The organism is Rhizobium sp. 62_C5_N11_2 (assembly GCF_051811185.1).
Classification (GTDB): domain Bacteria; phylum Pseudomonadota; class Alphaproteobacteria; order Rhizobiales; family Rhizobiaceae; genus Rhizobium; species Rhizobium leguminosarum.
The window spans coordinates 116,115-128,407 of the sequence record NZ_JBPWPW010000003.1 but is presented as its reverse complement, the minus strand read 5'-3'; the positions used below and the strand labels follow the sequence as shown (position 1 = coordinate 128,407).

At 62.2% G+C, this 12,293-nt stretch carries 13 protein-coding genes and 1 pseudogene; 8 read left to right on the top strand and 6 right to left on the bottom strand.

The annotated features are described in order from the left end of the window. Nucleotides 1–72 precede the first annotated feature (72 nt). Nucleotides 73–381: pseudogene (locus tag AB8B31_RS29700) on the top strand (Tn3 family transposase); the annotation flags it as partial. A gap of 140 nt (nucleotides 382–521) precedes the next feature. Here AB8B31_RS29700 and hutC read toward each other — a convergent pair. Together hutC and AB8B31_RS29690 are read right to left on the bottom strand one after the other, a co-directional pair. Continuing rightward, on the bottom strand, nucleotides 522–1,241 hold the full coding sequence (hutC, locus tag AB8B31_RS29695) for a histidine utilization repressor (RefSeq protein ID WP_130653711.1): 720 nt from the start codon (nucleotides 1,239–1,241) through the stop codon (nucleotides 522–524). Between the two features lie 121 nt (nucleotides 1,242–1,362). After that, nucleotides 1,363–2,709, bottom strand: a complete 1,347-nt coding sequence (locus tag AB8B31_RS29690) for a formimidoylglutamate deiminase (RefSeq protein ID WP_131704774.1) — start codon at nucleotides 2,707–2,709, stop codon at nucleotides 1,363–1,365. A gap of 121 nt (nucleotides 2,710–2,830) precedes the next feature. Here AB8B31_RS29690 and hutI point away from each other — a divergent pair, with 121 nt between their 5' ends. The 6 genes from hutI (at nucleotide 2,831) to AB8B31_RS29660 (ending at nucleotide 9,532) form a co-directional block, all read left to right on the top strand. Further along, entirely contained in the window at nucleotides 2,831–4,093 is a 1,263-nt protein-coding gene (hutI, locus tag AB8B31_RS29685; protein ID WP_439007597.1) for an imidazolonepropionase, read from the top strand. After that, on the top strand, nucleotides 4,090–5,625 hold the full coding sequence (gene hutH / locus AB8B31_RS29680) for a histidine ammonia-lyase (RefSeq protein WP_018246341.1): 1,536 nt from the start codon (nucleotides 4,090–4,092) through the stop codon (nucleotides 5,623–5,625). The genes hutI and hutH overlap by 4 nt, the downstream gene beginning before the upstream one ends. 1 nt (nucleotide 5,626) lies before the next feature. Further along, on the top strand, nucleotides 5,627–6,448 hold the full coding sequence (gene hutG, locus AB8B31_RS29675) for an N-formylglutamate deformylase (protein WP_427149637.1): 822 nt from the start codon (nucleotides 5,627–5,629) through the stop codon (nucleotides 6,446–6,448). 24 nt (nucleotides 6,449–6,472) lie between these two features. Beyond that, a complete protein-coding gene (gene hutU / locus AB8B31_RS29670) occupies nucleotides 6,473–8,146 on the top strand; it encodes a urocanate hydratase (RefSeq protein WP_018246339.1) in 1,674 nt (557 codons plus the stop codon). Nucleotides 8,147–8,151: 5 nt separating this feature from the next. Beyond that, entirely contained in the window at nucleotides 8,152–8,727 is a 576-nt protein-coding gene (locus AB8B31_RS29665; RefSeq protein ID WP_018246338.1) for a HutD/Ves family protein, read from the top strand. A 175-nt stretch (nucleotides 8,728–8,902) separates the two neighbouring features. After that, on the top strand, nucleotides 8,903–9,532 hold the full coding sequence (locus tag AB8B31_RS29660) for a J domain-containing protein (RefSeq protein WP_026188749.1): 630 nt from the start codon (nucleotides 8,903–8,905) through the stop codon (nucleotides 9,530–9,532). A gap of 19 nt (nucleotides 9,533–9,551) precedes the next feature. Here the strand turns inward: AB8B31_RS29660 and AB8B31_RS29655 are convergent, their stop codons facing one another. Beyond that, complete coding sequence (locus AB8B31_RS29655; RefSeq protein WP_018246336.1) at nucleotides 9,552–10,253, bottom strand: DUF899 family protein; 702 nt, start codon at nucleotides 10,251–10,253, stop codon at nucleotides 9,552–9,554. After that, entirely contained in the window at nucleotides 10,246–10,464 is a 219-nt protein-coding gene (locus AB8B31_RS29650; protein WP_128409058.1) for a hypothetical protein, read from the bottom strand. Before AB8B31_RS29650 ends, AB8B31_RS29655 begins: the two co-directional genes overlap by 8 nt. A 424-nt stretch (nucleotides 10,465–10,888) precedes the next feature. On the opposite strand from AB8B31_RS29650, the gene AB8B31_RS29645 reads away from it, so the two are divergent. Then, the gene (locus tag AB8B31_RS29645; protein WP_018246334.1) at nucleotides 10,889–11,101 is read left to right on the top strand and encodes a hypothetical protein; all 213 of its coding nucleotides are present in this window, start codon (nucleotides 10,889–10,891) and stop codon (nucleotides 11,099–11,101) included. Between the two features lie 36 nt (nucleotides 11,102–11,137). On the opposite strand, the gene AB8B31_RS29640 is transcribed toward AB8B31_RS29645, so the two are convergent. Next, nucleotides 11,138–11,464: a hypothetical protein gene (locus AB8B31_RS29640; protein ID WP_155256937.1), complete on the bottom strand. Its 327-nt coding sequence runs from the start codon at nucleotides 11,462–11,464 to the stop codon at nucleotides 11,138–11,140. A gap of 293 nt (nucleotides 11,465–11,757) precedes the next feature. Continuing rightward, entirely contained in the window at nucleotides 11,758–12,021 is a 264-nt protein-coding gene (locus AB8B31_RS29635; RefSeq protein WP_018246331.1) for a DUF982 domain-containing protein, read from the bottom strand. Between the last annotated feature and the right edge of the window lie 272 nt (nucleotides 12,022–12,293).

Sequence of the window (12,293 nt, the reverse complement as noted above, 5' to 3'; positions counted from 1 at the left end):
TCCATCGATACGCAAGGATAGAAATGCACTTCCGCATCCACTGCCGCCGTGTTCCCACAACGTTCTTCAGCTTCGAAGTGGCACCGTCATTTGCAAGCCCAGGGCCAAGATGACAACCGCCTCTGGGAGGTAGCGGTTCTGTTCCACTTGCGCGATGCTTTCCGCTCCGGCGACGTCTGGCTCGACCACTCTCGCCGCTGGCCGTGCCGCTCGATCCGAAGCATGTCTGACCGCAAGACGCGCCTCGCCGATGGACTGAAGCGGCTGGCGCAAGCGGCGCGCAACGGCACGATCCCGCATGGCAGCATCGAGGATGGAACCTTGCGGATCGACCGGCTGACGGCGGACGTTCCGGACGACAGCGCCGAGGAGCTGATACTCCGTGATGGCCAACACTACCGGATCGCTGGGGAAGGCGGACGGTGATGATGCTCGCCACCATGCCCGGCGGTTCCGCCCGCGGCATGGGCTGGGTTGGGTTTCGACGGATGCAGCGGCAACGGCCGGTTAGATCGGGTTAATTAGGATGCCGGCGTGAAACGCGCCACCAATGCATGACGATCACCCGGATAGGTGAAGCGTACATGCGTTACCGGGCCGGCGCCACTCCAGGTCCGGCGTTCGACCACGAGGCAGGCGGTATTGCGCGCTATGTCTAAGACGGCGGCCACTTCGGCATTGGCCGAGACGGCGTGGATCCGGTGTTCGGCCGTGCTCCACGGCACCTGGTTGAGCAGCCAGGGACCCGGCGCCATCGTCTGGAAGTCGGCATCGGCGGCTTCAGGAACCGTCGCAAGGCTGATCAGCCGCTCCTCCAGGCAAAAGGGCCGCATGCCGGCATTGTGGATGCAGACGACCTCGACGACCGAGGACGCCATAGGCAGTTCCAGCCTTCGACTGTCTTCTGCCTTGGCCTTGCGGCTCGTCTTTTTCGATACCGCATAGGAATAGGGCAGGTTCAGCGACTGCACCTCGGCCTTGATGTCGTGGATTTCGAGAACAGCCGATTGCGCCTGCGGCTGGGTGACGAAGCTGCCGGATTTCTTGCGGCGCTCGATAAGGCCGGCCTTGGCGAGCTGGGTCAGCACCTTGTTCACCGTCATGCGCGAGCAGTCATACTGCGTGGCGAGATCGACCTCGAAGGGAATGCGGTGCCCCGGCGGCCAATCGCCCGAGACGATACGGCCCTCGATGTCGCTGAGGATGCGCTGATGCAAGGTGGGATCCCTGCTTTGGTTCATCGCCACGTTCCGATTGGTCTCCCGCTATCTCTTTGTTTTTACGCAATCCCGAACGCAAAACCGCTACACATTTTTGCTGGAACTGCTCTAATTCGAATGTCTGGACAGGAAAAGCTCTTTTTCAGGCAGCAAGCAGTTCGCCCATGACAGCGAGGAAACGCCGGTCGATGGCATCGCGCCTGAGATGGCGGCCGCCCTCCACCTGCTTGCGGCCATGCGCCCAGACGCAATCGACGGACATGCCGCCTGCAAACAGCCAGTGATCGAGGATCTGGTCGCCTGTGAGATAGGGAATGGCCGTCGTATCGAGCGAAACGATATCGGCGTGATGGCCCTCGACGAGCCCGGCCGGCGACTTCAGCGCGGCGCCACCGCCGGCAAGCGCATGTGTAAACAGCGAAAGCGCCGTCGAACCGCCGGGCGCTGCGACGACGTTGCGGGCGCGAAGCGCCAGGCGCTGCGAATATTCGAGCTGGCGCAGTTCCTCCGGCAGGGAGATCAGCACGTTGGAATCCGAGCCGATGCCGTAACGCCCGCCCTCTTCGAGGAAGAGCGGTGCGGCAAAGGCGCCATCGCCGAGATTGGCTTCGGTGATCGGGCAGAGGCCGGCGATCGCGCCGCTTTTTGCCATCCGCCGCGTTTCGTCCTCGGTCATGTGGGTCGCATGGATCAGGCACCAGCGCTCATCCACCGCCGCATGATCGAGCAGCCACTCCACGGGCCGCGCGCCGGACCAGGCGATGCAGTCCTCGACCTCCTTCACCTGCTCGGCGACATGGATATGGATGGGACCCTCGCCCGCCATCGGCACGAGCCTCATGAGCTCGTCCGGTGTCGCGGCGCGCAGGCTGTGCGGCGCCAGCCCGAGCTCGGCGCCGTCGAGCCGGCGGGTCACCGCCCGGCATCCCTCCATCAGCCTTTCGAAGCTTTCGAGCGAATTGATGAAACGCCGCTGACCGTCGATGGGGGCAGCACCGCCGAAGCCGGAATGGGCATAAAAGACCGGCAGCAGCGTCAGGCCAATACCGGTCTCTTCACTCGCCGCCCCGATGCGCTCGGCAAGCTCGGCGATATTGGCGTAAGTGCCGCCATCCCTGTCGTGGTGGAGATAGTGGAACTCGCCGACGCGGGAAAAACCGGCCTCCAGCATTTCCGCATAAAGCTTGGCCGCCACCGCCTCGACATGCGCCGGCGTCATCGCCAGAGCAAATTTGTACATGACAGTGCGCCAGCTCCAGAAGCTGTCATTGGCCGGGCCGCGCACTTCGGCAAGGCCGGCCATCGCCCGCTGGAAAGCATGGCTGTGCAGGTTCGCCATGGCAGGAACGAGCAGAGCGTGGCGTTCGTCGCCGAGCCCGGGAGAAGTGCCGATTTCCACCCGTGCGATACGCCCGGCTTCGAGCGTCAGCCGCACATCCTTCTGCCAGCCTTGCGGGGTCAGCGCCGTATCTGCGTGAAGTGTGGCCATGGCCTTCCCTCTCCTTTGCCGTGCCGCCGATCTTTCTTTTCCAGAAAAGCGCACAAAATTTCTCTTGTCACCTGTCGATTATGTATATACATGTTTTGGCATAAGGAAAGGCGCAAAGCTGATGACCGGGAACAATTTTTCAGAGGAAGCCTCGTCCGTCGACGACCGTCCGGCGCTTTGGCGCAATGCGCGGTTGGCCACGCTTGCGCCCGATAAAGAAGGGCTCGGCATCGTCGAAAAGGGCGCCGTGCTGATCGAAAACGGCCGCATCGCCTTTGCCGGCGCCGAAAGCGACCTGCCGGCATCGGCCATCGAACACTCCGAAATCATCGATTTGGAAGGCCGTTGGGTAACGCCCGGCCTCGTCGACTGCCACACCCATATCGTTCATGGCGGCAACCGCGCCCTAGAGTTCGAAATGCGCCTTGCAGGCGCCACCTATGAGGAGGTTGCGCGTGCCGGTGGCGGCATCGTCTCCTCGGTGAAGGCGACCAATGCGCAGTCGGTCGAGGAACTCGTCGCCGGGGCTCTGCCGCGGCTCGACACGCTGCTTGCCGAAGGTGTCACGACGATCGAGGTCAAGTCCGGTTACGGGCTGAACCGAACCGGTGAAGTGAAGATGCTGCAGAGCGCCCGCCTGCTCGGCCATATCAGACCGGTCCGCATCGCCACCAGCTATCTCGGCGCCCATGCGACGCCTGTGGAGTATAAGGGTCGCAACGGCGATTATCTCGATGATGTCGTCCTGCCAGGTCTCGACGACATGCATAATCTCGGTCTCGCCGATGCCGTCGACGGCTTTTGCGAGGGCATCGCCTTTTCCACGACCGAGATCGCCCGCGTCTTCGACAAGGCCAAGGCGCTCGGCCTGCCGGTCAAGCTGCATGCCGAGCAGCTCTCCAATCTTGGCGGCGCCAAGCTCGCCGCGTCATACGGCGCACTGTCAGCTGATCACCTCGAATATCTCGACGAAGATGGCGTTGCGGCGATGGCCGCAGCCGGCACCGTCGCCGTGCTGCTGCCCGGCGCCTTCTACGCGATCCATGAAAAGCAGAAGCCGCCGGTTGAAGCGTTGCGGCGGGCACGCGTGCCGATCGCGATCGCCACTGATTGCAATCCCGGCACCTCGCCGCTCACTTCGATGCTCCTCACCATGAACATGTCGGCCACACTTTTCGGCCTGACCGTCGAGGAATGCATCGCCGGCGCCACCCGCGAAGGCGCGCGCGCGCTCGGTCTGCTCGACAAGACAGGAACGCTCGAACCCGGCAAATCCGCCGATCTCGCCATCTGGAATATCGAAAGCCTTGCCGAGCTCGTCTACCGCATCGGCTTCAATCCGCTTCACACACGCGTCTTCAAGGGCGAAAGGAACGGTCGATGACCATCACGCTCCACCCGGGTTCCGTCTCGCTCAAGGATTTGGAAATTATCTATTGGACGGGCGCACCGGCAAGGCTCGATCCCGCCTTCGATGCGGGGATCGCCAAGGCCGCTGCCCGTATCGCCGAGATCGCCGCCGGCAATGCGCCGGTCTACGGCATCAATACCGGCTTCGGCAAACTCGCCTCGATCAAGATCGACAGCGCCGATGTGACCACCTTGCAACGCAATCTCATCCTGTCGCATTGCTGCGGCGTCGGCGCGCCGCTGCCTGAGAATATCGTGCGGCTGATCATGGCGCTGAAGCTGGTCTCGCTGGGGCGCGGCGCCTCCGGCGTGCGGCTGGAGCTGGTGCGGCTGATAGAAGGCATGCTGGAAAAAGGCGTCATCCCGCTGATCCCGGAAAAGGGCTCGGTCGGCGCCTCCGGCGATCTCGCCCCGCTCGCCCATATGGCGGCGGTGATGATGGGCGAGGCCGAAGCCTTCTTCGCCGGCGAACGCCTCTCGGGTGCGCAAGCCCTCGAAAGGGCTGGTCTCAGACCGGTCGTGCTCGCCGCCAAGGAGGGCCTGGCGCTCATCAACGGCACCCAGACCTCGACGGCGCTGGCGCTTGCCGGCCTGTTTCGCGCCCATCGTGCCGCACAGGCAGCTCTTATCACCGGCGCCATGTCCACCGATGCCGCCATGGGCTCTTCGGCGCCCTTCCATCCGGATATTCACACATTGCGTGGCCATAAGGGCCAGATCGACACGGCAGCCGCGCTTCGCGCGCTGCTGGAAAACTCCATCATTCGCCAGAGCCACATCGAGGGCGACGAGCGCGTGCAGGATCCCTATTGCATCCGCTGCCAGCCGCAGGTCGACGGCGCCTGCCTCGATCTGTTGCGCTCGGTTGCCCGCACCCTTGAAATCGAGGCCAATGCGGTCACCGACAATCCGCTGGTTCTCTCGGACAATTCCGTCGTCTCCGGCGGTAATTTCCACGCCGAACCCGTCGCCTTCGCCGCCGACCAGATCGCGCTCGCCGTCTGCGAGATCGGCGCGATTTCGCAGCGCCGCATCGCGCTGCTGGTCGATCCCACACTCTCCTACGGCCTGCCGGCCTTCCTCGCCAAGAAGCCGGGCTTGAATTCCGGCCTGATGATCGCCGAGGTGACGTCGGCCGCGCTGATGTCGGAAAACAAGCAGATGTCGCACCCAGCCTCGGTCGATTCGACACCGACGTCGGCCAACCAGGAAGACCATGTCTCGATGGCCTGCCATGGCGCCCGCCGCCTGCTTGCCATGACCGAGAACCTGTTCGGCATCATCGGCATCGAGGCGCTGACCGCCGCCCAAGGCGTTGAACTGCGCGCGCCCCTATCGACGAGCCCGGAGCTTGCCAAGGCGATCGCCGCTATTCGCAGCAAAGCTCCGAGCCTCGACGCCGATCGCTACATGGCAAACGACCTCGCCGCCGCCGCCGAGCTGGTGGCAACGGGCGCGCTGAACGCCTCGGTTTCAGCTGGCATATTGCCGGCATTGGAGGGCTGAGATGATGGTGACGGAAAAAGTCTCCTCCCCATGCGAAATTCGCCAAGGCACCTCCCCCGTCATCCTCGGCTTCCCCCATACCGGCACCGACGTGCCGGCTGAGATTGCTGACCGGCTCAACGACAATGGCAGGATGCTGGCCGACACCGACTGGCATATCCACAGGCTCTATGACGGCCTGCTGGACAACGTCACGGTGGTGCGCGCCACCTTCCACCGCTATGTGATCGACGCCAACCGCGATCCGGCGGGCGTCAGCCTCTATCCCGGCCAGAACACCACCGGCCTCATTCCGCAGACGGATTTCGACGGCAAGGCGATCTGGAAGGATGGGCAGGCGCCTGACGAAGCCGACATCGTGGCGCGGCTGCGGGACTTCCATGCTCCCTATCATGCCGCACTCGCCGCCGAGATCGAGCGCGTGAGAGCCATCCATGGCGTCGCAATTCTCTACGACTGCCACTCGATCCGCTCCCACATCCCCTTCCTCTTCGAAGGCAAGTTGCCGGATTTCAATATCGGCACCGACATGGGCAAGACGTGCGACAGCGCCATCGAGCAGGCGACGCTCACCGTCGTCGAAGCAGCCGAAGGTTACGACAGTGTGCTCAACGGTCGCTTCAAGGGCGGCTGGACGACACGCCACTATGGTCGGCCCGACACTGGTGTGCACGCGATCCAGATGGAGCTCGCGCAATCGACGCATCTCCAAACCGAGGCGACGCCCTTCGCCTACGATGCCGCCAAGGCAGACAGACTTCGCGTCCATCTTAAAAACATTCTGGTGCGCATCGAACAGATTGCACCAGGCCTGAAACGATAACGATCACTCGACAGGGGAACCGCCATGAACAATCCACGCCACAATATCCGCGAAATCCGCGCGCCCCGCGGCAACGATCTCAATGCCAAGAGCTGGATGACCGAAGCGCCGCTGCGCATGCTGATGAACAATCTCGACCCTGACGTCGCCGAAAATCCGAACGAGCTCGTCGTTTATGGCGGCATCGGCCGCGCCGCCCGCACTTGGGAGGATTTCGACCGCATCGTCGCGACGCTAAAGACGCTGACGGAAGAAGAAACCCTGATCGTCCAATCCGGCAAGCCGGTGGCCGTATTCCGCACCCACAAGGATGCACCGCGGGTGCTGATCGCCAATTCCAACCTCGTACCGCATTGGGCGACCTGGGATCATTTCAACGAGCTGGATAAGAAGGGCCTTGCCATGTATGGCCAGATGACGGCCGGCTCGTGGATCTATATCGGCACGCAGGGCATCGTGCAGGGCACCTACGAGACCTTCGTCGAGGCCGGCCGCCAGCACTACGGCGGCAATCTCAAGGGCAAATGGATCCTGACCGGCGGCCTCGGCGGCATGGGCGGCGCCCAGCCGCTCGCCGCCGTCATGGCCGGCGCCTGCTGCCTTGCCGTCGAATGCAATCCCGATTCGATCGATTTCCGCCTGCGCACCCGCTATGTCGACGCCAAGGCCGAGACGCTCGATGAAGCGCTTGAGATGATCGACCGCTGGACCAAGGCCGGCGAGGCCAAATCCGTCGGCCTGCTCGGCAATGCTGCTGAAATCCTGCCGGAGATGGTCCGCCGCGGCATCCGCCCCGATATCGTCACCGACCAGACCTCGGCCCACGACCCGATCAACGGCTACCTGCCGAAGGGCTGGACGATGGGTGAGTGGAAGGCAAAGCGCGAAAGCGATCCGAAGGCAGTGGAAAAAGCAGCGCGCGCCTCGATGCGCGAGCACGTCGAAGCAATGATCGCCTTCTGGAATGCCGGCGTGCCGACACTCGATTATGGCAACAATATCCGCCAGGTCGCCAAGGACGAAGGCCTCGAAAACGCCTTCGCCTTCCCGGGCTTCGTGCCGGCCTATATCCGTCCGCTGTTTTGCCGCGGCATCGGCCCCTTCCGCTGGGCGGCCCTTTCCGGCGATCCGGAGGATATCTACAAGACCGATGCCAAGGTGAAGGAGCTGCTGCCTGACAACAAGCACCTGCACAACTGGCTCGACATGGCCAGGGAGCGCATTGCCTTCCAGGGCCTGCCGGCCCGCATCTGCTGGGTAGGTCTAGGCGACCGCCACAAGCTCGGCCTCGCCTTCAACGAGATGGTGAGGACAGGCGAACTCTCCGCCCCGATCGTCATTGGCCGCGACCATCTGGACTCCGGCTCCGTCGCCTCGCCGAACCGCGAGACCGAAGCGATGAAGGACGGTTCTGACGCCGTTTCCGACTGGCCGCTGCTCAATGCCCTGCTCAACACGGCATCGGGTGCGACCTGGGTGTCGCTGCATCACGGCGGCGGCGTCGGCATGGGCTTCTCGCAGCACTCCGGCATGGTCATTTGCGCGGACGGCACGGACGATGCCGCAAGACGTCTCGAGCGTGTGCTCTGGAACGATCCGGCGACCGGCGTCATGCGCCACGCCGATGCCGGCTACGAGATCGCCATCGACTGCGCCAAGGAAAAGGGCCTGCGCCTGCCGGGCATTCTCGGGAACTGAACCCGGTGAGGATCCTGCGCGCCGGCGATCATAAACGCATGCCCTGGAAAAACGGCAAGGGAGAGACGGTGGAGATCGCCGTCTTTCCAGCTGACGCTTCGATCGACGACTTCGACTGGCGCATCAGCATGGCGACGGTCGCAGAGGACGGCCCGTTTTCGATCTTTCCAGGCATCGACCGCACGCTGGCGATCCTTGATGGTAACGGCATGGTGCTCGAAGTGGAAGGCAGCGCGCCGGTGCTGCTGACAACGGCAAGCGATCCGTTAGCCTTCCCCGCGGATGTCCCCGTCACGGCCAGGCTCCAGGATGGATCAATCACCGATCTCAACGTCATGACACGCCGTGTCGGGCTCGCCCACAGGTTGATCCGCATCGACGTCGATGGCGGCAAGACCGTGCCGCTACCGCCCTCGACATACCTGTTTCTCTGTCATCAGGGCGCATTGTCATTCCGAAAGGACGGCGAGACCGGCGCGCTTGCGGCCGGCGATGCGCTGCTGATCGAGGACGCGACCGCAACCGTGCTGGAAATCGACGGCGAAGCCAAATGTTATCTCGCTTCGATCACCACAAGCTGATTGCCGAACAACGAATTGAAAACATTAAACAATCGAGGATTTGGCGAGGCATGTGCATAAACCATCGCCATCTCGGGCCATGGACGTCATTCCTCGTTTCGGTCTAAACTTCGCCCTTCTGATGCAGAAGAAGACCTAGACTGCCCGCAACGTGCCGGGGAGCAAGGGAGCAGGCGTGACGGATCCATACGATATTCTCGGCGTTGAACGCGATGCGGACGAGGCGCAGCTGAAGGCCGCCTATCGGCGCCTGGCGAAGGTTGCCCACCCCGATTCGGGTGGTGATTCGGAAGCCTTTGCCAATCTGCAGAAAGCCTATGGGCTGCTTCTCGATCCGGTCCGGCGCAAGGTCTACGACGATACCGGCTACGACGTTGAATTCGCCGATGCGGCCGAATTGCAGGCGCTCGTGATGATCGAGAAACTCGTCACCGATGCAGTGCTCGACGAGCGCGCACCGGGAAGTTTCGATCCTGTCGCCGTCATGCAGGACAGCCTTTCCGAAGAACTGCGCAAGGCGCGTTTCAGCAAGAGCGAGCTGGAGCGCCACGCCTCGCGCGTCGGACTGCATCTCGAACGGCTCGAAAAGCAGTCAGGCCGCGATGTGCTCGCCCACATGTTCCGCGCCCGCATCGAAGCAATCTCCAAGGCGGTCGCGGAAACCGAGGCGAAGATAAAGGCGACGGAACGCGCCGCCGACATGCTCAGCGGCTATGTCTACGACATCGATCCGTCGCCGCTGCCGGATGCCGCGGTCACCAACATCGAATGGGTCGAGGCCTCAAGAAACCGCTCCACCGGCTGACGGCGGACGACGCCGGCTATTAATAGGACAGCTTCGGATACCAGTCCGCCGGCCGGCCTTCGGGCGTCGAATCGATAATGGTCCAAAGCGGCATCAGGTCCGGCGCGCCGCGCGGATCCTCGCCCGGATCAGCCGTCACCTCGCCCATCTCCTGGCTCCAGAAATGGCGGATGGTGCCATCGCGTCGCGTGAAGACGTTGAAGGCGGCACCATCGCCACCATCCGTGCCGATCGCGTGATAGTCGCGGCTATAGTCGTCCGTCATATCGGAATAGAGCGGCAGGTGATGCCAGCCGCGTTCTTTCTTGAAGGCGAGCAGCTTTTCGATCGGCGAGCGGGCGACGACGGCAAGCGCTGCGCGCTGCTGGATGTCAGGCACTTCGCCATCCCAGGCCGACAGAAGCGAGGTGCACATCGGGCATGGACGCTCGCGTTGCGGGCCGAACATGTAGCTGTAGACGATCAGCGTCTCCTTGTCGGCGAAGAGCTCGCTGAAGGATATTGGCCCATCGCTGCCCTCGAAGCGGTAGTCTTTCGTCACCTCGCCGCCCGGCGGCAGCGCCCTGCGCTGTCTTGCCACACGCTCGATGTGCCGGCGCAACTCGATCTCTTCGGCCAGCAGCGCGTCGCGGGCGCTGCGATACGCCTCGCTCTCGTTGGGAAACCGGACGCCGTTCTTGGCCGCAAGCACGGCGGCGGGTACCAGATGCTGATTATCCATGACGATTCCTCCTTCTGTTGCCTGAGCACGTACCACGACGGGGTCGCAGCACATCATTACAAGGACGATCGGCTGATGCGAAAATCGACAGAGCCGACGGAAAATATTTGCCCCCCGCTTTGACTGGCTCGGCGCCCAGATCGCAATAACCCAGCACATCAAGATCGCGCGTTTCGAAACGCGGATCATCGAACCAGCTTGTGATCAGCATCGCGCCCTTCCTAGAGGACGCCGCCGACCCGATCGCAGATATCTCTCGAGCGGATCTCCAGAAGCTTCGTTGGGCGCTGCGCTTCATGGCGAGCTGTTGGGCAGCGAATATCGGCATTCAACATCGGCAGGCAGCCGAAGCCCCGGCCCGGATTGAGCCTGCATTTTTCGAGGAAAGCATCTCGAGATACAGGCGGCAGCTGCAAAGCTGAGCCACGGGCCTGCGCTGTCACATGACCTCGATCAAAACAGGCCGGGACTACGTCCCGCAATTGAAGGGCCGATTGACGCGCGAGAGGCCGGAGCAATAGAGGGTCCATTCGAGTTTTCCTTTTGAGAGGCGGACGCACACCCACCTTCAGGTATCTTGCAACCGACGGCGACTTTTCTAGTTCACGGGGGATAGCTAACCTTGGGAGGATGAGATGAGGCTGGTGCCATTCCACTACGCGGGCACTAACGACCCGATAATCTACATCAACCCAGAGCATGTGGTCGCGGTCAGGGCTTTCACCAGCAGCACCCACATTTATGTCAGTGTGCTGGGGAAAGATGGCTCCCCGAGTTACTATCCTATCAGGGAGTCGCTTGCGCAAGCCGTCAAGCTCCTCATCGGCGAGCATCCTGAGCGGAACTAATGGGCAGCTTGGCTTGTTACACACACTATGAGCGACTCAGAACAGAAAGCCAGCAAAGGCATGATCACGTTCGTACTGGCTATCTTCACCATCGCTATGATTATCGCGGTGGCGTACCTGGCTTTCTTCACCCCTGGGCAAGTCGAGCCAGGTCCGAAATCGCCAACCGGAATCGAGGGCGACCAGTAACCGCAACGAGATGGCTTCAGGTATCGGAATAGGCGTCGGTTTGGGAGCAGTTCTCGGCGCGACTGTATTGGGTGTTACCTCGATTGGCGTTGCTGTTGGGACTACGATCGGAATAGCTGTTGGCGCGGCGTGCGGCTGGGCAGCCTCAAGGCAGAACAGATAGAGGGCGCGCATCCTCTATCTGAATGGAACGGCAAATTTTGCCAACCAGGCGTGTTTCCAAATGCTCCATGTCACCCCGGCACCCGCATCCTACTCGGACAGATTCCAGCCGACCGTTGACCTTCCGTTGCATATCCCCACTAAAATCGCTCTTGCAGCGACCGTATTTGCTTTGTCTGGACCCAGCGCTTTCATCATGGCGGCGGCCTTGATCGAAATGGCTGCCATACACAACGCTTCGAACGCGGCCGTCGAGATTGGAGAGAGGCGCGCATAACCCTCGGACCTGCTGAGGAGCAGTGCCGTCAGTGCAGAACCGCGATTGCCGTGACGCCGGCCTCGTTTGCCGCGCGAATGATCGCCGCTCTAAGTTCCTCCGGCTCGGCGTTGCCCTTCACGACGTCCAGGCACAATTTGATCGCCAGAAGGAACTCCTCTCCATCATCACTGGGAAATTCCCTTATGAGCGCATTGGCGGCCCCCATAGCCGTCGTGACCGAAATTACTCTGTCGGGGTCTTTAAACATAAGGAGCACGGGGGCGAATTCGATCGATTTGTCCCATTCCATTACACAAACTCCAGATGGGATAATGTAATGTTAACGGTGCAAGAGGCGTGCCAATGCACGCGCAGGTTATAAGCATGCATGGCATTGGAACGGGGCGGTGCCGTGATGAGATGCTTTTCTCGAGCAGCGAACCGACCGCCGCCGGCGGTCTCGGGCCATGGCCCACTCTTTGATAAGGAAGGGCAAGGGTGCAAACGTCAAAAAAGCCTGCGCCCTCGCGGAGAAGACGGACAAGGCGATCCGACGGTGGTGCAATCAGTACGGCATCGGCC

Excerpts from the sequence above, each read along its gene's own strand:
- hutC (WP_130653711.1), bottom strand. The coding sequence starts at position 1,241 with ATGAACCAAAGCAGGGATCCCACCTTGCATCAGCGCATCCTCAGCGAC.
- AB8B31_RS29690 (WP_131704774.1), bottom strand. The coding sequence starts at position 2,709 with ATGGCCACACTTCACGCAGATACGGCGCTGACCCCGCAAGGCTGGCAG.
- hutI (WP_439007597.1), top strand. The coding sequence starts at position 2,831 with ATGACCGGGAACAATTTTTCAGAGGAAGCCTCGTCCGTCGACGACCGT.
- hutH (WP_018246341.1), top strand. The coding sequence starts at position 4,090 with ATGACCATCACGCTCCACCCGGGTTCCGTCTCGCTCAAGGATTTGGAA.
- hutG (WP_427149637.1), top strand. The coding sequence starts at position 5,627 with ATGATGGTGACGGAAAAAGTCTCCTCCCCATGCGAAATTCGCCAAGGC.
- hutU (WP_018246339.1), top strand. The coding sequence starts at position 6,473 with ATGAACAATCCACGCCACAATATCCGCGAAATCCGCGCGCCCCGCGGC.
- AB8B31_RS29655 (WP_018246336.1), bottom strand. The coding sequence starts at position 10,253 with ATGGATAATCAGCATCTGGTACCCGCCGCCGTGCTTGCGGCCAAGAAC.
- AB8B31_RS29650 (WP_128409058.1), bottom strand. The coding sequence starts at position 10,464 with ATGCTGATCACAAGCTGGTTCGATGATCCGCGTTTCGAAACGCGCGAT.
- AB8B31_RS29645 (WP_018246334.1), top strand. The coding sequence starts at position 10,889 with ATGAGGCTGGTGCCATTCCACTACGCGGGCACTAACGACCCGATAATC.
- AB8B31_RS29640 (WP_155256937.1), bottom strand. The coding sequence starts at position 11,464 with ATGCGCGCCCTCTATCTGTTCTGCCTTGAGGCTGCCCAGCCGCACGCC.
- AB8B31_RS29635 (WP_018246331.1), bottom strand. The coding sequence starts at position 12,021 with ATGGAATGGGACAAATCGATCGAATTCGCCCCCGTGCTCCTTATGTTT.